At 58.1% G+C, this 19,661-nt stretch carries 33 protein-coding genes; 22 read left to right on the top strand and 11 right to left on the bottom strand.

Annotated features, from left to right (window positions below; all coding sequences use genetic code 11):
* Window positions 1-90 precede the first annotated feature (90 nt).
* Window positions 91-243 carry a hypothetical protein gene (locus P1S46_06280; GenBank protein MDF1536098.1) on the top strand — a complete coding sequence of 51 codons (153 nt, stop codon included), beginning with the start codon at window positions 91-93 and terminating at the stop codon, window positions 241-243.
* On the top strand, window positions 218-541 hold the full coding sequence (locus P1S46_06275) for a hypothetical protein (GenBank protein ID MDF1536097.1): 324 nt from the start codon (window positions 218-220) through the stop codon (window positions 539-541). The genes P1S46_06280 and P1S46_06275 overlap by 26 nt, the downstream gene beginning before the upstream one ends.
* A 252-nt stretch (window positions 542-793) precedes the next feature.
* Here the strand turns inward: P1S46_06275 and P1S46_06270 are convergent, their stop codons facing one another.
* The 11 genes from P1S46_06270 to P1S46_06220 form a co-directional block, all read right to left on the bottom strand.
* Entirely contained in the window at window positions 794-2,020 is a 1,227-nt protein-coding gene (locus P1S46_06270; protein MDF1536096.1) for a tyrosine-type recombinase/integrase, read from the bottom strand.
* Entirely contained in the window at window positions 2,017-2,184 is a 168-nt protein-coding gene (locus tag P1S46_06265; GenBank protein MDF1536095.1) for a hypothetical protein, read from the bottom strand. The genes P1S46_06270 and P1S46_06265 overlap by 4 nt, the downstream gene beginning before the upstream one ends.
* Window positions 2,185-2,485: 301 nt before the next feature.
* The gene (locus P1S46_06260) at window positions 2,486-2,809 is read right to left on the bottom strand and encodes a hypothetical protein (protein MDF1536094.1); all 324 of its coding nucleotides are present in this window, start codon (window positions 2,807-2,809) and stop codon (window positions 2,486-2,488) included.
* Window positions 2,810-3,224: 415 nt separating this feature from the next.
* On the bottom strand, window positions 3,225-3,596 hold the full coding sequence (locus P1S46_06255) for a hypothetical protein (GenBank protein ID MDF1536093.1): 372 nt from the start codon (window positions 3,594-3,596) through the stop codon (window positions 3,225-3,227).
* 372 nt (window positions 3,597-3,968) lie between these two features.
* The gene (locus tag P1S46_06250; protein MDF1536092.1) at window positions 3,969-4,712 is read right to left on the bottom strand and encodes a hypothetical protein; all 744 of its coding nucleotides are present in this window, start codon (window positions 4,710-4,712) and stop codon (window positions 3,969-3,971) included.
* On the bottom strand, window positions 4,702-4,908 hold the full coding sequence (locus tag P1S46_06245) for a hypothetical protein (protein ID MDF1536091.1): 207 nt from the start codon (window positions 4,906-4,908) through the stop codon (window positions 4,702-4,704). The genes P1S46_06250 and P1S46_06245 overlap by 11 nt, the downstream gene beginning before the upstream one ends.
* 1 nt (window position 4,909) lies before the next feature.
* Window positions 4,910-5,116, bottom strand: a complete 207-nt coding sequence (locus P1S46_06240) for a hypothetical protein (GenBank protein MDF1536090.1) — start codon at window positions 5,114-5,116, stop codon at window positions 4,910-4,912.
* 107 nt (window positions 5,117-5,223) lie between these two features.
* Window positions 5,224-5,382, bottom strand: a complete 159-nt coding sequence (locus P1S46_06235; GenBank protein ID MDF1536089.1) for a hypothetical protein — start codon at window positions 5,380-5,382, stop codon at window positions 5,224-5,226.
* 365 nt (window positions 5,383-5,747) lie between these two features.
* Window positions 5,748-6,203 (bottom strand): hypothetical protein, encoded by a 456-nt coding sequence (locus tag P1S46_06230; protein MDF1536088.1) that lies wholly within the window; start codon window positions 6,201-6,203, stop codon window positions 5,748-5,750.
* Window positions 6,200-6,739 (bottom strand): hypothetical protein, encoded by a 540-nt coding sequence (locus tag P1S46_06225; GenBank protein ID MDF1536087.1) that lies wholly within the window; start codon window positions 6,737-6,739, stop codon window positions 6,200-6,202. The genes P1S46_06230 and P1S46_06225 overlap by 4 nt, the downstream gene beginning before the upstream one ends.
* Window positions 6,740-6,748: 9 nt before the next feature.
* Complete coding sequence (locus P1S46_06220) at window positions 6,749-7,138, bottom strand: helix-turn-helix transcriptional regulator (GenBank protein ID MDF1536086.1); 390 nt, start codon at window positions 7,136-7,138, stop codon at window positions 6,749-6,751.
* A gap of 453 nt (window positions 7,139-7,591) precedes the next feature.
* Here P1S46_06220 and P1S46_06215 point away from each other — a divergent pair, with 453 nt between their 5' ends.
* The 20 genes from P1S46_06215 to P1S46_06120 form a co-directional block, all read left to right on the top strand.
* Complete coding sequence (locus tag P1S46_06215) at window positions 7,592-7,975, top strand: hypothetical protein (GenBank protein MDF1536085.1); 384 nt, start codon at window positions 7,592-7,594, stop codon at window positions 7,973-7,975.
* A gap of 140 nt (window positions 7,976-8,115) precedes the next feature.
* Window positions 8,116-8,349 carry a hypothetical protein gene (locus tag P1S46_06210; protein MDF1536084.1) on the top strand — a complete coding sequence of 78 codons (234 nt, stop codon included), beginning with the start codon at window positions 8,116-8,118 and terminating at the stop codon, window positions 8,347-8,349.
* Between the two features lie 130 nt (window positions 8,350-8,479).
* Window positions 8,480-9,391: a hypothetical protein gene (locus P1S46_06205; protein MDF1536083.1), complete on the top strand. Its 912-nt coding sequence runs from the start codon at window positions 8,480-8,482 to the stop codon at window positions 9,389-9,391.
* Window positions 9,392-9,460: 69 nt separating this feature from the next.
* Complete coding sequence (locus P1S46_06200) at window positions 9,461-10,036, top strand: phage tail protein (protein MDF1536082.1); 576 nt, start codon at window positions 9,461-9,463, stop codon at window positions 10,034-10,036.
* A 3-nt stretch (window positions 10,037-10,039) separates the two neighbouring features.
* A complete protein-coding gene (locus P1S46_06195; GenBank protein MDF1536081.1) occupies window positions 10,040-10,219 on the top strand; it encodes a hypothetical protein in 180 nt (59 codons plus the stop codon).
* Window positions 10,216-10,437 (top strand): hypothetical protein, encoded by a 222-nt coding sequence (locus tag P1S46_06190; GenBank protein ID MDF1536080.1) that lies wholly within the window; start codon window positions 10,216-10,218, stop codon window positions 10,435-10,437. The genes P1S46_06195 and P1S46_06190 overlap by 4 nt, the downstream gene beginning before the upstream one ends.
* Window positions 10,434-10,595: a hypothetical protein gene (locus tag P1S46_06185; GenBank protein ID MDF1536079.1), complete on the top strand. Its 162-nt coding sequence runs from the start codon at window positions 10,434-10,436 to the stop codon at window positions 10,593-10,595. The genes P1S46_06190 and P1S46_06185 overlap by 4 nt, the downstream gene beginning before the upstream one ends.
* Before the next feature lies 1 nt (window position 10,596).
* On the top strand, window positions 10,597-10,764 hold the full coding sequence (locus P1S46_06180; protein MDF1536078.1) for a hypothetical protein: 168 nt from the start codon (window positions 10,597-10,599) through the stop codon (window positions 10,762-10,764).
* Between the two features lie 82 nt (window positions 10,765-10,846).
* On the top strand, window positions 10,847-11,374 hold the full coding sequence (locus tag P1S46_06175) for a hypothetical protein (protein MDF1536077.1): 528 nt from the start codon (window positions 10,847-10,849) through the stop codon (window positions 11,372-11,374).
* A 19-nt stretch (window positions 11,375-11,393) separates the two neighbouring features.
* The gene (locus tag P1S46_06170) at window positions 11,394-13,259 is read left to right on the top strand and encodes a phage terminase large subunit family protein (GenBank protein ID MDF1536076.1); all 1,866 of its coding nucleotides are present in this window, start codon (window positions 11,394-11,396) and stop codon (window positions 13,257-13,259) included.
* Between the two features lie 291 nt (window positions 13,260-13,550).
* Window positions 13,551-14,108, top strand: a complete 558-nt coding sequence (locus tag P1S46_06165) for a hypothetical protein (protein MDF1536075.1) — start codon at window positions 13,551-13,553, stop codon at window positions 14,106-14,108.
* A complete protein-coding gene (locus tag P1S46_06160) occupies window positions 14,108-15,568 on the top strand; it encodes a phage portal protein (GenBank protein MDF1536074.1) in 1,461 nt (486 codons plus the stop codon). The genes P1S46_06165 and P1S46_06160 overlap by 1 nt, the downstream gene beginning before the upstream one ends.
* The gene (locus P1S46_06155; protein MDF1536073.1) at window positions 15,565-17,430 is read left to right on the top strand and encodes a phage major capsid protein; all 1,866 of its coding nucleotides are present in this window, start codon (window positions 15,565-15,567) and stop codon (window positions 17,428-17,430) included. The genes P1S46_06160 and P1S46_06155 overlap by 4 nt, the downstream gene beginning before the upstream one ends.
* 66 nt (window positions 17,431-17,496) lie before the next feature.
* Window positions 17,497-17,709 carry a hypothetical protein gene (locus P1S46_06150; protein MDF1536072.1) on the top strand — a complete coding sequence of 71 codons (213 nt, stop codon included), beginning with the start codon at window positions 17,497-17,499 and terminating at the stop codon, window positions 17,707-17,709.
* Window positions 17,710-17,741: 32 nt separating this feature from the next.
* Window positions 17,742-18,122, top strand: a complete 381-nt coding sequence (locus P1S46_06145; protein MDF1536071.1) for a hypothetical protein — start codon at window positions 17,742-17,744, stop codon at window positions 18,120-18,122.
* Window positions 18,119-18,427, top strand: a complete 309-nt coding sequence (locus tag P1S46_06140) for a hypothetical protein (GenBank protein ID MDF1536070.1) — start codon at window positions 18,119-18,121, stop codon at window positions 18,425-18,427. The genes P1S46_06145 and P1S46_06140 overlap by 4 nt, the downstream gene beginning before the upstream one ends.
* Window positions 18,424-18,687, top strand: a complete 264-nt coding sequence (locus tag P1S46_06135) for a hypothetical protein (protein ID MDF1536069.1) — start codon at window positions 18,424-18,426, stop codon at window positions 18,685-18,687. Before P1S46_06140 ends, P1S46_06135 begins: the two co-directional genes overlap by 4 nt.
* A complete protein-coding gene (locus P1S46_06130) occupies window positions 18,684-18,887 on the top strand; it encodes a hypothetical protein (GenBank protein MDF1536068.1) in 204 nt (67 codons plus the stop codon). Before P1S46_06135 ends, P1S46_06130 begins: the two co-directional genes overlap by 4 nt.
* The gene (locus tag P1S46_06125) at window positions 18,884-19,369 is read left to right on the top strand and encodes a glycosyl hydrolase 108 family protein (protein MDF1536067.1); all 486 of its coding nucleotides are present in this window, start codon (window positions 18,884-18,886) and stop codon (window positions 19,367-19,369) included. The genes P1S46_06130 and P1S46_06125 overlap by 4 nt, the downstream gene beginning before the upstream one ends.
* A 4-nt stretch (window positions 19,370-19,373) precedes the next feature.
* Window positions 19,374-19,661 (top strand): hypothetical protein (locus P1S46_06120; GenBank protein ID MDF1536066.1); only part of this gene is annotated, 288 nt, incomplete at its 3' end.

Here is a 19,661-nt window from a genome sequence, read left to right as displayed (position 1 = left end):
GGTTCCCTCAGCGACCGGGCTGGCGGCAATCACCAATCTCCAGGGTAAGGGATGGACGGTGACGTATGACGTCTGACTGGTCTGGTAGTGATGGCTAAATGGGGACAGGTCAAATGGGGAGAGGCGAAGTGGGGGGAAGCGATCTTCAGGTCCCTCGAGCCGCTCGCCACCCTGCTGACCGAGAACGGGATCACCGTCAAACTATCGGAGGTCGATTATGTCGTTGATATACCGGAAGAATGATCAGCTACCGAGCCCCCAGGTGACGTTTACCAGGGGCGGTACGGCCATCGACCTCTCCGGCGCTACGGCGGTCCGTGGCCACGTCAAAATCAAGGGACAGTCGACCATCAAGGTCACCCGATCGCTCACGCCGGTGGACGCGGCCAATGGTATTTTCCGACTGGACTGGCAAAGCGGGGATCTGAACACCGTGGCGGCAATCTATCAGGTGGAGCTGGAAATAGAGTGGACCGCTGGGGTATACGAGACCGCTCCGGACCTGCTCGAGTTCGCGGTTGTAGAGGACTTCTCAACCTAACTGACAAGGGTCTGAAAAGAGAAAACACAGGTGTAATCCCTGTGTTTTCGTGCGTTTAAGTGGCGCGCGATGCAGGATTCGAACCTGCGTGAGGGCTATGTTTTAAGGGGCTTAGAGTGGCGCCTGACATGGGTCTGAAAAGAGTCTCCATTTGTGCCATATTGACGGACAGCGTCCCTCAGCATGGCAGTCGTCAGCCAGGCGGAGATCATACCGCCCTCCTGCTGTGCCTCAATGGCCGCCGTGATCTCCTCAATTTTCTGTTCCAGTGTCAATGTCATATAACCTCACCACCTTCGCAGTCCGACGGTTTACCAGCTCCTTCAGCTTCCGCGGCCGAGCGTGGTAGTAATGTCCTGTAGACCTCTGGTCGGCGTGCCGCATGAGCGCCTGGGCCTCGAGGGCTGACGCTCCCGTCTCCACGATCTGTGTGCAGAAGGAATGCCGGCTGGCCTCGTAGTAGGTAACCGGGGTCCCGGAGTGACGGCGCCAGGTCTTTCTGAGATACGCCGGCATGTAGCCTCTGTTCGTGCCCGGATGGATGAATAGGAACTGGTCCCCCACCCTCCCCCTGGCGTGGTCCTTCGCCACCGCCAGGGCGCGGTCCGACAGTGGGATCCAGCGCTTGTTCTTTCCCTTCGTGGTCTCCCTCATTTGCGATCCGGACCAGGTGCGCTGGATGAGGGCCGCGCCTTCTCTGAGGTCAAGATCGTGGATCTTCAGCGCGCATGTCTCCCCTGGGCGCAACCCCGTCTCCATGCCGAACTCGATCACGTCCCTGTGGTCCTCCGGGATCCGCGCGAGGGCGACAGCCTGGTCGTCCATGTCCAATGCCACCATGACCTTGGCGTCCGACACTTCCATGGCCGGGAATATAGGGACCTCTTTCAGGACCCCTTCCCTTCTCAGCCATCCGAAAAACGTCCTGAGCCCGTAGACGATGTTGCGCCGCGTCTTGGCCTTGATCCCTTTCAGGTCACGCTTGAATTTCTCCAACTCAGGGTGCTGGATGTCCCTGACGTCCAGACGTCCCAGGTGGGGGATCCAGTGGTTCCGGATGTAGTTCCGGTATTCTCTCAGCGTCCCAGGTGAGAGTTCTCCTGACTCAACCTCCGACCCCTTGACCTCATGCCACTCCCACGCCTTCACCTCGAGTGTGCGCGCAGCCATCCTCCCGGTGGAATACTCCTCGGGGTTGAAGGTCTTCAGGCCCTTTCTCTCGTCGTTGATGTCGGAAACGATACGGTTCAGGAACAGCTGGGCGGAGGGGTATCCGAACTGGAGGCCCTGTGGATCCCGGCGGTAGGTGAAGGTGCGCCCCTTCCAGTAGAGGACGATGCTGCACGGCACGCGGCCGCAGGTTGGACACACCTGCTCGGCCCGACGTCGACCGCACCTGAAGTAACCGCAGCGAATTGTCCCCCGCACGTAGACCTCCCCGAGACCGAGGAGGATATCAGGAGGGATGGGGGTGGTCAAGGTCCCTCAAGCTCCGCGATCATTTCATCGACCACCCTGGCGGCGATCTTGATTGGATCGACCGAACGTCGGAGATTGCGGGCCAATTCCTTGGCCCGCCCGTCCGTGTCCATGCGCCTCAGTGTGGCCAGGTCCGACGCGAGATTATCGTGTTCCCAAATCATCTCCCCACCAGCCATAGCTTTTGTCCCACCCTCCAGTCGTTTGTTTTCAGATATAGCCAGACATCCCCACGGTCGTGAGCCTGGCGGTGGTGGGGCGAGCAGAGCAGCATCAGGTTGCACTGGCACCCTTCCGGGTGGATGTGGCCACCTGGTGTGCCCGACTTCCTCGAGGCCTGAAAGACACAGTCCACCCTGTTGCCGCTACCTGGCCATATGTGGTGGGTTTGGAGGACTATCCCAGTCGGAGCGCACGCGTGTCGCAAGCTGCAGAGTTCGATGGTGCAGCTCACGTTTGTCTTGCTCATAGCAGCCTCATCTGTCCTTCCGTTGGCAGCAGTCGGTACTTGTGCTCCGGGCGCCCGAAGGCCCCGTCTGTTTTCTCACAGGTTTTCTCCAGGACTCCCGTGGTAGTCAGGTTCGTCAGCGCCCTCCTGGTGCTCGTGAGAGGGATCGGCGAGCTCCACCCGAAGATGGCCTGGTGGATCCTCGAGGCGCTGGCCGCGTGGCCGGCCGGGAATGAACGGAAGTACACTTCCACTTTCTCCTCCTGGGTGCGGGCGTTCTCCACCGCTATCCGGAGAGCCTCACCCACCTGGTGAGTTGTGTTGTGGAAGTGGGTGGTCAACCCAGCCTCCCGACTTTCAGTGTTTTCCTGCTGGATGACCGCGGGGGACCTTCGACCCCTCTGCTCATCCCACCATCCACGGAAAAACGAACCACATGAACATGGTCCAGATAGCCATGAGAATGATCACGTCAGCGATCTCGAAATAGATTTTTCTGCTCCGTCCAATTTTCATGTCCTCACCCATTCACAGCAGTCTGGATCGACCATCTGGTTCATCCCGGATGACATCATGGCGATCGAATCCATGCCCACTTGATACAGCCGATAGAAAAACCCGAAGGTCTCCCATCCATAAGGATCTACCTGACCCATTACGGCAGCGTCCCCCTGGCGAACGCCACCACCAGGTGGACCACCAAGAAAACCCATCCGGAGACGGCCACGGCGAAGCAGACGCGCTCACCGAGGCGGTTCACTGGACCCTCCCTTCCTCCGGGATGATCCTGATGGCGATCTCGAGCATGGTGGGGATCCCCGCGGCGTTCAGTTTGTCCACCCACTCTTGGGCAATGCGCATAGTCGCGATGGTGTCGCCTTCAAGATCCACTGAGTTGATGGTGGTGAGCGTTACAGGACGCCCGTTGGTCCTGGACGGCTTCACCTGAGGTATGACGACCGGTGGCAGGACGTCGTCCCCGTGCCCGGGATGGAGGGGTTTTCTGCTTCCCCTAGGTTTTCGTGTCTTGGCCACACACTTCGAGCACTTCATGATCTTCGAGTATTTCGGGTTGAATGGCCGCTCACCGCATTCGACGCACATGGTCTTTTTCTCACCGTCATTCATATGACACCCCTTGCATTCCGTATGGTATTGACTCCCGTCCTTGCCCATGATGGACCGACGACGGTCACACACCGACCGCGGGATCCTCGCGTGCATGGGCTCACATCGGACATCCATCACCGCACCACGGAGGTCCGCTGCCGCTGTCGGGTCGCGGCGTGGCCGCACTCCTGACTGAGACGTTGCTGGACAGCAGCAATGGCTTCGTCACTATAGATAGTCTCCTGAGGCGCTGGGACTGGTCGGACCAGGCCATCCAGCCGATATTCCCCTTTGGTCAACAGGATGGGACCAAGGCACACCTCGCAGGGCGTGACCATCGTTTCGAGTGCCCATCCGTAGTATCTGACCCCGCAACATGTGCACTTACCCTCAGGCATGGCCTGGCTCCTTTTCCTTGAGCGCCCTCTCCCAGGATGAGACGAGATCATCTTTCTGTTTCTTCGTCCTGGATCCCGAGATGGCGGAGTCGATGGTCCCCTTCCCCTTTCCGAGCGCTTCGCCCAGCTCGCGGATCCGCGCGTCGAGATGTTCCAGACCGCCGGGCTCACCTGGTGAGTCACCACCGTCCCGATCATCCATCTCCTCGGCCGGTGTGGGTTGGTACCCGGCGAGGACCACGATCCAGGAGAGGACATTTTTGAGGGCTTTCGCCATGGCCCGTGTCTGGGCCATGCTCCGCAGCTGGAACATGGGCACAGGCTCGTCACCGACTTTCCTGCGCCGGCCATCCACCCACTCGTACTTAGGTTTGGTCGACCATTTCTCCTCGTCGTTGAGACACATGGCCTCCGCGGCGGAGATCACCGAGCCGTCCTGGGCGAGGACCTCCGCGCGGGCCTCATAGCCGGCAGCTCCATTCACGTCCACCTGACGGGACCACACGATGGACGCCGTGCAGCCGAACATCATGCCCGCGGTCTGCCAGGCCTCCAGCTGCAGGTGCTTGCGTTCCTTGCCGCCACGGTCTTTCCCCATACTGATGGCGAGACCGGCTTTCTCAACTACGTCCTTGAGAGCTGTGGCCACCTGCTGAGCCTCTCGCAGCACGACCTCGGGGGGCCGGGCCAGGGACATGGGAACATGGGATTCCGGGATGGCGATCTCAGAGCTCATAAGGATTTCTCCACTCGGGATCCTCGACGAAGAGTTCACAGGTATGCTCCCGCTTCACGGGTGCTTCGAGAAACGCGCAGCGGCTCCGGATACCATTGTCGGGACTGTGGTCCCGGAAATTGACGCATCGGCTGCAGTTGTTCCAGCCGCATGTGGCACCCGGCCTGTACCAGACTTCCTTCTTGGTGGGTGGCACTTCACTCCCTCCTGGCGATAGCCGCGTTAGCCCACATTACGACCTGCTCAATGTGCGTCAGCGCCAGGTTCTGTTCACGGCTTTCCGGGGTAAGATCGACAATCAGTTCCGCAAAGGCATGAGCATTTCGCCTGAGCTCAACGTACCGTTCCGGCTGCCCTTCTTTCGGCGGGTGATAAGTGAACCGGTTTTTGATTTCATTTTTCATGGTTACCTCCAGCTAGAAGTAATGGCCGTGTTTTGCTCCCATGCGGGCTGTGCCCCTCCACGGGGATGGGAGCTCCGAGGCCGGTGGCCAACCCGGCCTTTAATCTTTCAGGGGTACCGGTCGCCTTCCTCGGCCTCCCGCTCCATCTCCTGCCTAAGCTCCCGGTCCAGGCAGTCGCCGCAATCCGGATCCCGGTACGGATCGGAGGCGTCACCCAGGTCCGCGCCGCACGTACAGCAAACCAAACGTCCATTGATTTCAGGCATGCCGACCTCCTTTAGGGCGCGTGAATATGCCGCCGTTCGTCGGGGAACGATGACCCCGGCAGAATGCGCGCCCCTCTGCCGGGTTCCTTGGGGGGGTTGGAACGAAAAACCCCAGGAGAGCATGGCTCCCCCGGGGGTGTGGGTCTGCGGAAGGAGGTCGGAACTCGGGAACCGCAGAACCCACGATATTGGAAAACAGAAGAAATGGGGTGTTGAGCTCCGACCTTCATGGGCTGAATATTAGGGCAATACTAAGGAACTGTCAAGGATAAAATTAGAGGGGCGCTAAAGTATCACCCCAAACAAAAGGCCTCGAGTGGGGCCACAGGAATATTTTCAGGAATAATCTGGGAATATTTTGAACTCTATTTTATCACCCTCAACTGTGGTCCATTATCTTCTGGTGGTTCCGGGTCCTCCATTGGGTTCGCCCTCCTGCTCAGGATATTCTGCACTATCATCTCCACCAGGGTGAGGGCACCTATCTCGTCCCTGGTGATCCTGGCCAGACGGACATCCCTCCAGGAAGCGACTACCATGTTGACCATGAAGAACCCGGTGACCAGGAAGAACTCCAGCCCATACCATCCCCATGTGGGGACCGCGGCGATCATGCCAGCGAGTCCTGGCTCCGCGGGGATCCGCGCGGCCACTTTGCCGGCTACGAGCTCCGCCTGGCGGTCCTCCCGATCACGGATCTCCTCCCGGACATCGTCCCGGATCTCACTGCGGATTCTGGTAAGATCACCTGTAGTGGCAAGGTGGCAGGCAGGGAAAAGAAAAAACAACACTGTGACCAGCGGCCAGGCAGGTATCTTCATCCCGACAGTGACTTTTGTGCTATCTCTGCGTGCTCAGTTTCTGGATACTTCTGAAGTATCAGCCTGTAATAAGCGGCGGCTTTTTGTGAGTTGCCATTCGAATTGTGGTAGTCAGCAGTCCTGAGCATGTTGTCCGGATCCAGATTCTCGTGACCATGGTCAATCAGAATTAATGAGTCTTTGTTTTTTTCAATATACTCTTCTCTCCACTCACTCAGGTCGTGACCACAGAATCGGCACTTTAAAGCTTCACCTTTTATGATTTCCGCACACATGGGACATTTAATTTCAGCCGGCATGCGAACAGTCACGACCTTACCGCCTTCCACGGTTTCCACAACAACCTCCCGGGAGGCCTCACCCGTTTGGGTTGTTTGAGCCACTTTTTTCTCTACCTTTGGCATTACCAAGGCCACAAGGACCAGTGGGGCAAAAAGGATAGTAAAGAAGAACCAGAGCACCCCACTCCTGTTTTTGTTGTTAGCCACAATTGCAGATATAAAAGCGGCAACCATCCACAAACCAACATATATCATTTTTACCCCCTACTCTTTAATAAGCCTTGCTGTCGCCAGCAGATGCTTCCTTTTATCCTCAGGCATCTGCCGGTAGCACTCGAGCAGCTCTACCTCGTCATTAGTCAGGCCATTTAGTGCCTTGTCGGCGTGATAAAAGGTAATACCGTCTGCCGCTACGGAGCCAACCATGGACATGGACTTTTCGGGAGCCAAAAACTCAGAAACGTCCACACGAAAAATGGATGCCCACTTCATCTGTGCCTTGGTTCCAAAGGTTATTTGGGCTGTTTCTATTTGTCCGATATAACTGGAATCAACCGCGCCAATTTCGGCCGCCTTGGCCTGTGTCCACGCCCTTTCCTTCCTCAACCTTTTAAAGTTTAATGCAACCCTTTTTCGGAGATCCCGCTCTTCCATGTCTAAATAATGAACCCTAGCTACGCAAATTAAAATGGAGTGTCACTCTAAACTCCTTGACTTTTCCTTAGAGCTACACTAATAAACGGGTATGAACACATCATTTCTTGATAAGGTGAAGCTCCGTGAGAGATTTTCTGGCATTGATCGCAGTGCTTTGGCTCTCGCCATTGGCAGTTCCAGGAATACCATCGACCAAGTTGCATCCGGACACATTCTCACCTCACCAAAACGCGCTAAGGAGATCGAGCGGCACACCGGAGGCCGGGTGCGCGCCATTGATCTTCGCCCTGATATTTTCACCAATGAATAGCGGATGGAAGCGTAGTTTTGTCGTAGTCAGGGTGAAAAAAAATTACCGTAACGCTAATAACATAAACAGGAGTTTTAATAAGTTATTAGGCGTAACTCGGCGTAATCAAGGAGGCCGGCATGGTGAAAAACGGTACCCAAATGGCTTTTAGGGATCTGGAGATACAGGAGCGGGCCACACGAAACAAGGTTCTCGCCGCCGAATTGGACCGTCGCTTCAAAGGTGTGGCCCACTCCATCGACCGCCAGGACCTGGCCTCCATCCTCGATGTCTCCTACAGTTACCTGTCCGAGATCCTAAACACCAACGGCGAACAGAAGCGCTTCAAGACCCACCACATCCCCGCCCTGGTCCTGGAGAACCCCGACCTCTTTATGAGCGAAGTGGTCGGTTTTTTGTGTGAGGCCGCCGGCTACAACCCACCTGAGAAGAAGCGCACCCTCACCCCCGAAGAAGAGCTCGCTCGCCTCATGAAAAAGATCCGGGAGCGCGGCCTGGAACCGCTGTTCACAGATATCATGTGACCCCCAAGCCCGGTCTAACCAACCGGGATGCACCCCCAGGGGAGGGGTCGGCCCCCAACGACCCCTCCCCGACTTAAAGGAGGAGAGCTTGTCACATGATTAGCAGGGCTGACGCACTGATCGCCTGCTTGGTGTTGGTATTGGTTTTTTGGATAATGGTGCTGCACGCGGTGGTCGTTGAAATGAGCATCACCATTCGCGGCCAGTCCGCCGTTAACCAGGAGCAGAACGACTCACTCACCATGATGGGGCGCGCCTACAGGGCGACGATGCTCCACCAGGCTGAGATGATCAACGCTTTCGGACTCAGTGGAGGTGTGTATGGGACAAACAGCGCTGACAGTAGAAAAACATTTCCAGGCCAGGGCCGATGAGGGCGCCTGGTTTCGTTGTACTGAGAAGCGGAGGGGCAACTGGATCCAGCCTGGCTTCTGCGCGAACACATGCAGCCAAGCGAAGATTAACCGGTGCAAGATCCGCAAGGAAAACCTCGGGGGGTGACGGGTGGCAAAAAACACTGACATCAGGATCTCGATAGGCTTTTTCAGCCATAACAAGACGATCAAGTTGAAACGCAAGCTGGGGCCGGAGGCTGCTCTGGCATTGATCCAGCTGTGGGTATACACAGCCGAGAACAAGCCCGAGGGGATCCTCACCGGCATGGATGAGGAGGACATCGCCATCGCCGCCGGGTGGGACGGCGACGCGGCCGACCTTGTCACAACCCTGGTTTCCACAAAATTCCTCGACAAGTGCGAGCACTACGCTGTCCATGATTGGGAGGAGCACAACCCATGGGCCGCCGGAGCAAAACAACGCTCTGATAAGGCCAAGATGGCTGCCAGGGCACGGTGGGGAGCACAGGAAAAACATATTAGTAGCATAAATGGAGAATGCTCACCGGATGCTAGTAGTAATGCTACGGGCATGCTTGAGCAATGCCCCGAGCATAATTTAGCAATGCCCGATTCGGAAAGTAGCAATGCCCCGTCTCCATCTCCATCTCCTTACCAACCATCTCCTAAACCTAAAGATATTAAAAGCACTCCGCCTGCGGCGGGCCCCTCCCTCAGAATCGAGGACCAGGAGAACAACGAGGCTCTGCTGCGGATTAAGGAGCAGGCCTACGCCATCAAGGATAAATTCGACCTGCAGAGCGACAAGTGGGCGTACCTTTTCATCCAGAAGACCTCCAAGAACAATTCCACCGAATACCCTGCAGAGGCCTACATCCGTGTCTTCGATGACCTCCTTGAGGCCAAGAATCCCGTCGATGACCTATGGGCGTTCTCAACCGACCGGCTGAAGTTGCACCGACAGAACGTCCGGGAGGAGCGGCACATGGGCGAGCACGAGAAGCAAAAGAGCGGTGATCTGGTGGACATCAGCGACCTGCTTGGAAAGGCTGGTGGATGACGTGAAGAAAGCTAAAATTCCTAGCACGTTTTTGAGCGACACGAAGGGTTACGAGTGGGAGGAGGCGTCATGATCTCCATCGATGTCAAGGGCGTGAAGCAGGCCATGCTGCGACTCCCGGATATCCGGAAGGTGAGAAGGGCCGCGAGTATGGCGCTGAACCGTACCGGCAAGGGTGTGGTCACGGAAATGGACCGGGGGATCCGTGAGGAGTACACCATCAAGCGCGCGGACGTGAGGGATGGAGTCAAGAGCTATACGGCATCGGAATCAAACCTGAGGTTTCAGGTCTCAGGAACCACACGGAAGATCTCCTTGGTGAAATTCCAGCACAGGGCATCGAGGACCAGGAAAAAAGGTGTGGCCGGCGTGCGTGTCCGCGTGAAGAAGGCTGGAGGCCTCAAGCCTGTGGTCGGTGCGTTCCCCGGGAGAATGAAGGCAGGCGCAGGTGTTGGAGCCGCCGGCAACATGGCCATCTTCAAACGCGTGGGCCGCACCAGACTTCCGATCAAGCGCCTCACGGGGCCGTCAGTGTTCAAGATGGCGGATAACGACAAAGTGCGCCGGCGGATGGAGAAGCGCGCCACCGATCAGTTCGACCGTGAGTTTACCCGCAACCTGGACAGGTTAATGAAGAGGCGGTGATGCATGTGCCTCATGACATCCTGCGACCAGTGCGATCATTACGACAACTGGCGCGGTGAGGAGATCTGTATCATGGAGCACAGAGGATTAGCGGATGCCGATCAGGACCACTGGATGGTGAAGCGTGCGTTCCGCGAGGACAACCCTGATATCTGTCCGTTGAGGAAGAGGATGCAGCCATGAGTAGGGGGGAGTACGACCAGGACAAGCTGGTGACTGCCATCGAGATCCTCACCCAGCGCAAGAAGGATGTGAACGAAACGCTCAGTAACCATGCATATGGACGGTGCTCATGTTCTAAGGTCAGGACACACGACTGCAGGAACACCCAGAAGAGACTAAGGGCAAAGGTCCGTGGACACCGTGAGGCAATCAAGGACCTGGAGGGATTGGTGAGGTGAGTGGGCGAAAGATCAAGCGGATCCGCAGACAGCTGAAGAAGTTCGAGAAGAAGAAACTGAAGGTTACTCTCGATGCCCTCAGGGAGATCGCCGCCCTACCTCTCAGGCAGAGACTATGGTTCGCCTGGCGGATCGTGGTGGTGAGGAGGTTTGGTTGACATGGGCAAGACTGTAGATTTCACAGAGGAGGCAGTGTTGTCCTATCTCGATGAGTGCATAAATTTCTGGCGCAACAAGCGAGACAAGGAAGAAGACCCGATGGCTATATACTATATCGATGCCTTTCAATCGGTGCGGATCTCTATCTTTGGGGATATTCTTCCGTGATGATCGCGGGTCCTTCCCAGCGCTCACGCCATGCGGATCGGCCGAGCGCATAACCTGGCCAGGCACAGGCTCCTGAATTTGGGTGACAGTTACACATGATATGGCGAGAGCAAATGACCTCACTACAAAATCCGCGATTGCCGAGCACCTCGGAATCAGCCGTCCTCAGCTCGACAAATATATTGTGTCTCGCGGGATCAAGGGACGACGAATTAAAGGATACCGCCATCCAGTTTATTCTCTCTCTGAGGTTGAGGGAGTATATCGAGAAAGAGATGTCTCAAAATCCAGGAAGGACGACAATAACAAAGGTGACGGTGGGGACTATTGGAAGTGGAAAGCAGTCACTGAGGAGCTTAAGGCACAGAAGATGGAACTCGAGCTGGCGATCCAACGTGGGGAACTTACAGATACCGCACGAGCCACCAAGACGGTGGCCGACCTATGCCGGACGATAACGGATGCCATCTATGCCGCCCAGGACAGGCTGGCTACCCACATGGATCACAAACTGGCTGCCAGGGTGAGGAGGGAGTTTGACAAGGCCATTGAGACAGTCAGTTCGTCGGCGAAAAAAGCCGCCGAGACCTTGGCCAAAACTCAAAGGTGACGGAGACCTCAACCAGTATTTGACCATCTGTGAGCACCTGCGGCCCGTCCCCAATCTCACCGTCAGCCAGTGGGCTGACAAATATCGTTATTTGCCCAGGGAGTCGGCCGCCGAGCCCGGGCCCTGGTCCACCGACCGCACCCCATACTTGCGGGAGATCATGGACTGCCTCTCCCCATATAGCGGGGTCTCCCGAGTCGTGTTTATGAAGCCTGCCCAGGTGGGAGGTACGGAGGCGGCCATCAACCTGGCGGGCTTCGTGGTACACCTGGATCCCAGCAACATGCTCATCGTGCAGCCGACCATCGAGGTGGCCCGGGACAAGTTCAGCAAGCTCCGGATCGCCCCCACTGTCGCGGCCACGCCTGAGCTCAGATCCAGGATCACCGACAGGACGGTGAAGGACTCGGGCAATACGCTCATGATGAAAGAGTTCCCAGGGGGGTCGATGATCCTCACCGGGGCCAACTCACCGGCTGGCCTCCGCAGCATGCCCATCAAATACCTCGTCCTCGATGAGATCGACGAGTACCCGGCTGACGTTGGCGGCCAGGGGGACCCCAAGCTGCTGGCCCGCGAGCGCACCCAGACCTACGCCTGGCGGAAGGAGTTTGATCTCTCGACCCCGACCGAAGCCGGCCTTTCCGCTATCGAGTCTGAGTATGAGGCCTCCGACCAGAGGCAGTATCATGTCCCATGTCCTGACTGCGGCCAGCGCCAGGTGCTGGAATGGGCGAACCTGCGGTTTGATCACAAGGACCACCAGCTGACAGGTGAGGTCCTCTACGCCTGCCGGCACTGTGGTGTACTGATAACCGAGGACCACAAGCAGGACATGCTTGTGGGGGGGAAGTGGATCCCGAGACACAAGGGCCGACCCGTTGCCGGCTTCCATATCAACGGGCTTTACAGCCCATGGAAGCGCTGGGCTGATATCGTCCAACAGTTCCTCTCCGCCAAAAAGGACAACAACCCACAGAAATTCAAGGTGTGGCTGAACACATCTCTTGCCGAGGTCTGGGAACCGCCCAGCGAGAAGATCGACATCGAGCAACTGCAGGCGAACGTGTCAAGATATGGTCCCCTTCTTCCTCCGGCCGTCTGCCTTCTCACTGCCTCGGTTGACGTACAGGCTGACCGGCTGGAATACGAAATCCTTGGGTGGGGACTCGGACTCGAGTCCTGGGGGATCGAGCACGGCGCCATCTCCGGGGATCCCCGGCAGCCTCACGTCTGGCAGGACCTCGAGACATTCCTGCGGCGCCCGCGTCGCCACGCCCTTGGGGTTGACCTCCAGATTAGCCGGGTGTTCGTGGACTCAGGCTACCTGACGGACGACGTTTACAAGTTCACCCGCCGCAGGACGGCGCTCGGATATTTCGCTATCAAGGGGGAGGACCGTGACGACAAGAAGTCTGATATTGTCATTCGTTCCCTGGCGAGGACCCGGAAGGTGAGGGGGAAGGTCGTGGGCGGCGTCCCGCTCTATAGCGTTCGGACGAACACCACGAAAGATGTTCTCTATGCCTGGTTGACGACGGAGGCCCATGGGCCAGGCTACTGCCACTTTCCGGAGGGTGACGGCTACGAAGGGGAATATTTTAAACAGCTCACCGCAGAGCACCAGGTGGTAAAGGGCCGTCGCCGCGTCTGGGAGAAGCGGCGGCCAGGGCTGCGCAACGAGGCGCTGGATCTGCGCGTCTACAACATCGCCGCGATCTACTCCATGGCCTCGGATCCTTACCGCCTGGTGGAGGCTCGCGCGAAGCAACTCGAGCGGAAAGCGGAGGAGATGAAGAAAGATGAATCACCCGCCGAGACGCCACCGCCTAAACCTGCGAAAGCGAAGAGACGCCGTAAGGGCGGGTTCGTGAAAAACTGGTAGTAAGGAGATGGGCTGGATGAGATACTGGACCGTGAAAGATGTGGCCCACCGGTTCCACCGGTCCCAGCGGACTGTCCGCCGCTGGATCCACGATGGCAAAATCTGCGCGACTATCTCGCCTGGCGGGAGGGGATATCTCATCCCAGACAGCGCCATTCGGGAAATCGAGACGAAAAATGACGTGCCACAAGCGGACATAAGCGGACATAACGACGTATCCCACCGTTAAACACCACTCTACACTTGTCACATAATCACACCGTTCCTCAAGCAACAGCCGGGAGAGGTTATGTGACGACCATTCCTACCACAGAGCCTTCACAGGTCCGCGCTGGCGATACCGTCAAGTGGACTCGTGCGCTGTCCGATTATCCTCCAGCAACCTGGACGCTCTCCTACGCCCTCCGCGGGCTCCCCGGTGAAATCGACATCACGGCATCTGATAATGGTGACGGCACCCACCTGGTTTCCGTTGCGCCGGCGACGACCGCGGTGTGGGAGCCAGGGGTCTATAACTGGTCCGCGAAAGTCACCGACGGGTCCGATGTCTACACTGTGGATCTCGGGTCCATCATCGTACTCGAGGATCTGTCCTCCGTCTCAGGGGCCTACGACGGCCGCACCCATGCCAGGAAAACCCTCGACGCCCTCGAGGCCGTCATTCAGGGGCGGGCCTCCCGCAGTGATCTGAACTACACCATCGCCGGGCGGTCACTCCAGCACATGTCCCACAAAGAAATACGGGACGAATGGTCTTTCTGGCGACAGCAGGTGGTCATGGAGGAGAAGGCTGAGCGCATCGCCAACGGTGAGGGCCACAGCGGCAGGATCAAGGCGAGGTTTGTTTGATGAAGAAATTCCTTAAGCGGATCTTCCCGAGGCCGCTCAAGCGCAAATCCGGGCAGAGAGGTTATTCCGCCGGGGGCAGCGACAGGCTCAGCAATGACTGGAAAACGACCTCACTCTCCGCCAACGGGGAACTCCGCTACACCCTCAAGGCGCTCAGGGGGAGGAGCCGGGACCTGGCAATGAACAATGACTACGCCCGCAGATACCTCCAGACCTGCGTTTCCAACGTGGTCGGTCCACGCGGTGTTGGCCTGCAGATGAGGGTGACATACCCGAACGGTCGGACACTAGATAAAATGGCCAACCGGATCATCGAGGCGGCTTGGAAGGAATGGGGACAGCGAGGGACCTGTACGATCTGCGGTAAATACTCGTGGCTCGGCGTGCAACGGCTTGTCGCCGAGTCCACTCCGAGGGATGGAGAGATCCTGATCGAAAAAGTCTTGGGAGAAGAGGCGGACAACAGGTTCGGGTACGCTCTGAATATTGTGGAGGCGGACCATTTGGATGAGGACCTCACGACCGACCTCCAGAACGGCAATAGGATCCTGATGGGGGTGGAAGAAGATCGCTTTGGAAGGCCCATAGCCTACCACATGCTGGCCTATCACCCGGGAGATTATACCTGGCACACATATAAGGGGCAGCAATACGTCAAGGTCTCCGCCGACAGAATCGTCCATGTCTTCAAACCGGACCGCGCCGGTCAGTCCCGCGGGGTGCCGTGGATGCACACGGCCATGGGGACCCTGAGAATGGTGGACGCCTACGCGGAGGCGGAACTGGTGGCCGCCCGCGCAGCCGCCTCAAAAATGGGGTTCATCGTCACGCCTACCGGCGACGACTACAACGGCGACGATAAAGATAGCGACGGGAATACCATCACCGAGTTTGAGCCCGGTGTCATCGAGCAGCTCCCGGTAGGGCAAGACTTCAAGCCCTTTGACCCGGACAGCCCGTCCGGCAAGTTCAACCCTTTCGTAAAAGCGATGCTCCAGAAAACCGCCAGCGGCCTGGGCGTGGCATACAGTACCCTCTCCTCAGACCTGGAGGCCGTCAATTTCTCGAGCATCCGCAGCGGTGTCCTTGAGGAGCGGCAGAACTGGAGGACGCTCCATAACTGGTTCATCGAGTCCCTGTGTGCCCCGATTTTCGAGGGGTGGCTCTTCTGGACTCTATCCAACAGCGCTCTCGGAGAAAGCTTCCTTCCCAGGGATTACCGGAGGTTGAACTCCCCGACCTGGCAGCCACGCGGCTGGGACTGGGTGGATCCCCTAAAGGACGCTAATGCAAACATCGCGGCGATCCGGGCTGGTACAAGGACACGCACCGAGACAACAGCTGAACGCGGAATGGATTTCGAGGACATCCTCACCCAGCTGGCTGAAGAAGAGGCCAGAGCCAAGGAACTCGGACTGACCCTGTCAGGTATGTCCGGCGCCAAAGAGGAGGCGATATGAAAGACCTTATCACACGAGTTAAGAGCGGAGGACCGGTTCTCAGGACACTCGAACTGGACCGGGCATCCCTTGACGAAGAGGCGCGCACCGTCTCGGTATCCATCAGTTCCGAGGAGCCGGTGGACCGGTGGTGGGGCCTCGAGGTTCTGGACCATGGTCCAGGAAGTATCCGGATGAAGCGGCTCGACCGGGGACTTCCCATTCTGGTGGATCACAACCGGTCCGCCCAGATCGGGATACTGGAAGGCGCTAGGCTGGACAAGGACAGGCGGATCCGCGGCATCGTCCGGTTCAGCAGGTCCGCGAGAGCAGAGCAGGAAATGCAGGATGTCAAGGATGGCATCCGGCAGAACATGAGTGTCTCATATCAGATTCACGAGATGGTCCTGGAAAAAGAGGTTAAGGACAGACCGTCGACCTACAGGGTGACCGACTGGGAGCCGCTGGAGGCGTCGTTCGTTGCGATCCCTGCCGATATGTCGGTAGGCGTCGGGCGGACGGCGGCCGGCGAGCAAGTCGGGAATGGCGGGCCTCCGGCGCCCGAGCCTGGACCACAGGAAAAGGAGAAGAAGATGGACAAAGAAAAAGAAATAGAAACCCGAGAACAGGAGCAGCCCAAGTCCACACCTCAGCCTTCCGTGGATGTCAGCAGCATCCGTGAGGAAGCCAGAAAGGCAGAACACGGCCGCGTGCAGGACATCATGGCCATCGCCAAAATGCTCGGGCGTCACGCTGATGGCATTGAGGCGGCCGCCGACGAGTTCATTGAGAGCGGAAAGGGCGTCGAGGAGTTCAGGGCCCACGTGCTCAAGGTGATCTCCACCAAACCCGTCGAGAAAATGCCGGGCCATCTCGGCATGTCCGACCGTGAGGTCAACCAGTATAGCCTCTTCCGCGCTATCCAGGCGTCCCTCGAGAAGGACTGGAGCAAGGCCCCGTTCGAACTCGAGGTGTCCAGAGCCTTGGCCGAGAAGATGGATAAAAAGCCCAACGGCTTCCTGGTCCCCCTCGACATCCCATTCGGCGGTGAAAAGCGCGTCCTGGTTGCCGGCACGGCCACCACCGGCGCCGAGATGGTGGGTACCGACCATCTGGCGGCCAACTTCATCGACGCCCTGCGGCAAGAACTGTATGTGGTGGGTCTCGGCGCGATGATCCTTCCCGGTCTGGTGGGTAACGTCGAGATCCCCTCCATGGGCGACGCTACGTTCTATCACGTCACTGAGGATGTGAATGTCACCGACAGCACCCCCGCGACCAGCGAAGTGACCCTCAGCCCGAAAACTCTGGGCGGGGCTGTCCCGATGTCCCGCAGGTTCCTGAAGCAGTCCCAGCCGGCGGCGGAGGCCGTGGTCCGGAACCTTCTGGTACGCGGAGCCGCCGTGGAGATGGAGGCCAAGGTGATCAACGGGTCCGGAGCAGCCGGCCAGCCTCTGGGCATTTTGGGTGCCACCGGGATCGGCACCGTTACGATCACCACGCCTGGTCAACCCACCTGGAGCAACCTGGTCGACTTTGAGACTGACGTACTCACCGCCAAGGCGCTCAAGGGCAATCTCGCCTACCTCATCACCCCGGCCGTGCAGGGACACTGTAAGACCACCGCGAAGGTGACTGGCTATCCGGTCTTCCTAATGGAGGGCGGAGAGATCAACGGGTACAAAGCTCTTGCCACCACAAATATGCCGGCCAACGGGATCCTCTTCGGGAACTTCCGGGAGACCATCATCGGCATGTGGGGCGGGTTGGATCTCAAACCCGACGAGGCAACAAAGGCCGCGGCCGGAGGACTCGTCCTGAGGTTGTTCCTGGACTACGACGTCGGCGTGGGACATGGAGCGTCCTTCAGCAAAAACGCCTAAGGCATGACATTAACCACGGATACGGCCCGGGGGCTGGTTCCAGGCTCCCGGGCCATTGGAGGGAACATGAAAGTCAAGATCCTCAAAACCACTATGGCCGACATGAAGCTTGTCAAGGCTGGCGACGTCGTTGAAATTTCGCTTTCTGCCGCGCGAAAGCTCATCCAGCTCGGGAAGGCGGAGGAGATCAAGGACGGAGGGCCCGCCAAAGCGGAACCCAAAACGGCCGCCGGCGAGGGAGAGCGTGATGGACCAAAGAAGTCGGCAGCGAAAAAATAGGTCCTGGGTCTCTACCTGGTAAGGAGATAATTATGTCATTGAGCGCTCAAAAATTTAACGAGAATATCGAGCTGTTTCCTGTCGCGGCAAGAGGTGCAAGCGCGAACGGGACCGGTGTGGATGTCAGCAGTGACATCGGAGAAGGGAAGGTCATCCTCCACGCCGCAGCCGGTACCGGCACCACACCGACACTGGACGTGAAACTCCAGTCCAGCCCTGACAACTCGGCTTGGTCGGATATCAGCGGGGCCACATTCACACAGGTGGACAATACGGCGGGGGGTTCTCTCCAGGCCATCGGCGTGGACATCGACACGGACAAATACATCCGGGCGGTGGCCACCATTGCCGGCACGACACCGAGTTTCACATTCGGCGTTGTGCTGGTGACGAGGCAGCAGCTCACGCCATGACCATTGATTTCGCCGGGGACCTGGCTCAGCTCGTCAGCACGGACGATTTCGCCGTCCTGGCTACCTATGACGGCGGCCAGATCCCCATCATTTTCGACCTGGTGAACGAGCCGATCGAAACGAACCTCGGAGTGGTCGAAGCTCTGGGGCCAACGGCCATCTGCAGATCGGCGGACGTGGAGGGTATCGCGCACGACGATGTGTTCACCATCCCCGTTGACGGCACCCGGACCCGCTATAAGGTCGTCGGCATCGAGCCTGACGGTCTCGGCCTGACCACCCTGGTGCTCATGGAGACGACATGACAGATCGCAACCTGACGCCCGCCGATGTCTCCGCGATTCTGGACGCGATGCAGGAGCGTGCGCTGGTCCATCAGTGCCGCTACTCCATCCCGCCAGAGAAAATGGAAAATCTGATCAACTTTATCGATTCAATCTACGACGGCACCAAGGCAACCAAACGCACCATCCTCGCTGTGACGGTTGCGGTGGTGGTGACCGGAACGATCGGACTGGTCCTCACAGGGATATGGGCGAGGGTGAGGGAGATGATTGGGCAATGAGTGACACGGATCAGGCACGTCCAGACATCCGGCTACCTCACCCGAGGAACGTCATGGTGAGTCTGAGGCACGACCTGTATCACTCTGGGGTCTGCAAAGAGGCCTGCCCTGTTCTGAGGCGCCTCGAGGAGTTGGAGAAGTCCATGGATCTGGTGGTCCTATATTTGCCGGCAGGCCATGAAAGGGCTCTCTTCAAATGAGTGAGAGATTCAACAGTCTGATCGAAGAGATACTCCGCCATGAGGGCGGGTATGTCTTCGATCCCGCTGATCCAGGCGGGGAGACCAACTTCGGGATATCGGCCCGGGCTCACCCCGATGTGGACATCGTCAACCTGACCAGAGACCGGGCCATGGAGATCTATCGGACAGATTATTGGCGCGTCTGGATGGACAAGATCAATGACCCCATCCTTTGTCTCCAGGTTTTCGACTTCGCTGTCAACGCGGGGTTGCCAAAGGCGGCCATCTTCCTCCAGCGGACTGTCGGTGTCGCAGAGGACAGCATCATCGGTCCAATAACGCTGACCGCAGTGAACGACATAGGGAGACAGCTCTATATCCGCCGCAGGTTCCTGGAGAACTGCCTGCTCTATTACCACGGTATTGGTATGAATCGGGTGCAGTTGGATAAATTCATCAAGGCCTGGTTCCGCCGCGCGATCGAGAACGCAGTGAGGTGACGAGATGAAGATTTTCAAGGATGTGATCCTCCCGGTCCTCGGGAAATTGGATCCCACAGGCCTGGTGGACGCCCTGCGGCCGAGGTCCTCGTCCATTGCCACTGCGGCCGGGACGACCCCGCAGATCGTGGAGAATATCCTGACGGCCATCAAGGGCGACCCGGAGATGGTCAAGCTCCAGATGGAGGCGGAAGCGGCCAGGGAGCAGGTGAGGGCTGCCATGGCTCAGGTGTCCTCCGAGAACCTCCAGGGCATTTCGGACATAGAGGGAGCGTTCTCCTGGCCACAGGCG

The organism is bacterium, assembly GCA_029210545.1.
In the GTDB taxonomy this organism is placed as follows: Bacteria; BMS3Abin14; BMS3Abin14; order BMS3Abin14; family BMS3Abin14; genus JARGFV01.
Note: the sequence above shows the minus strand (reverse complement) of the source record. Positions and strands in the feature narration are given on the sequence as shown.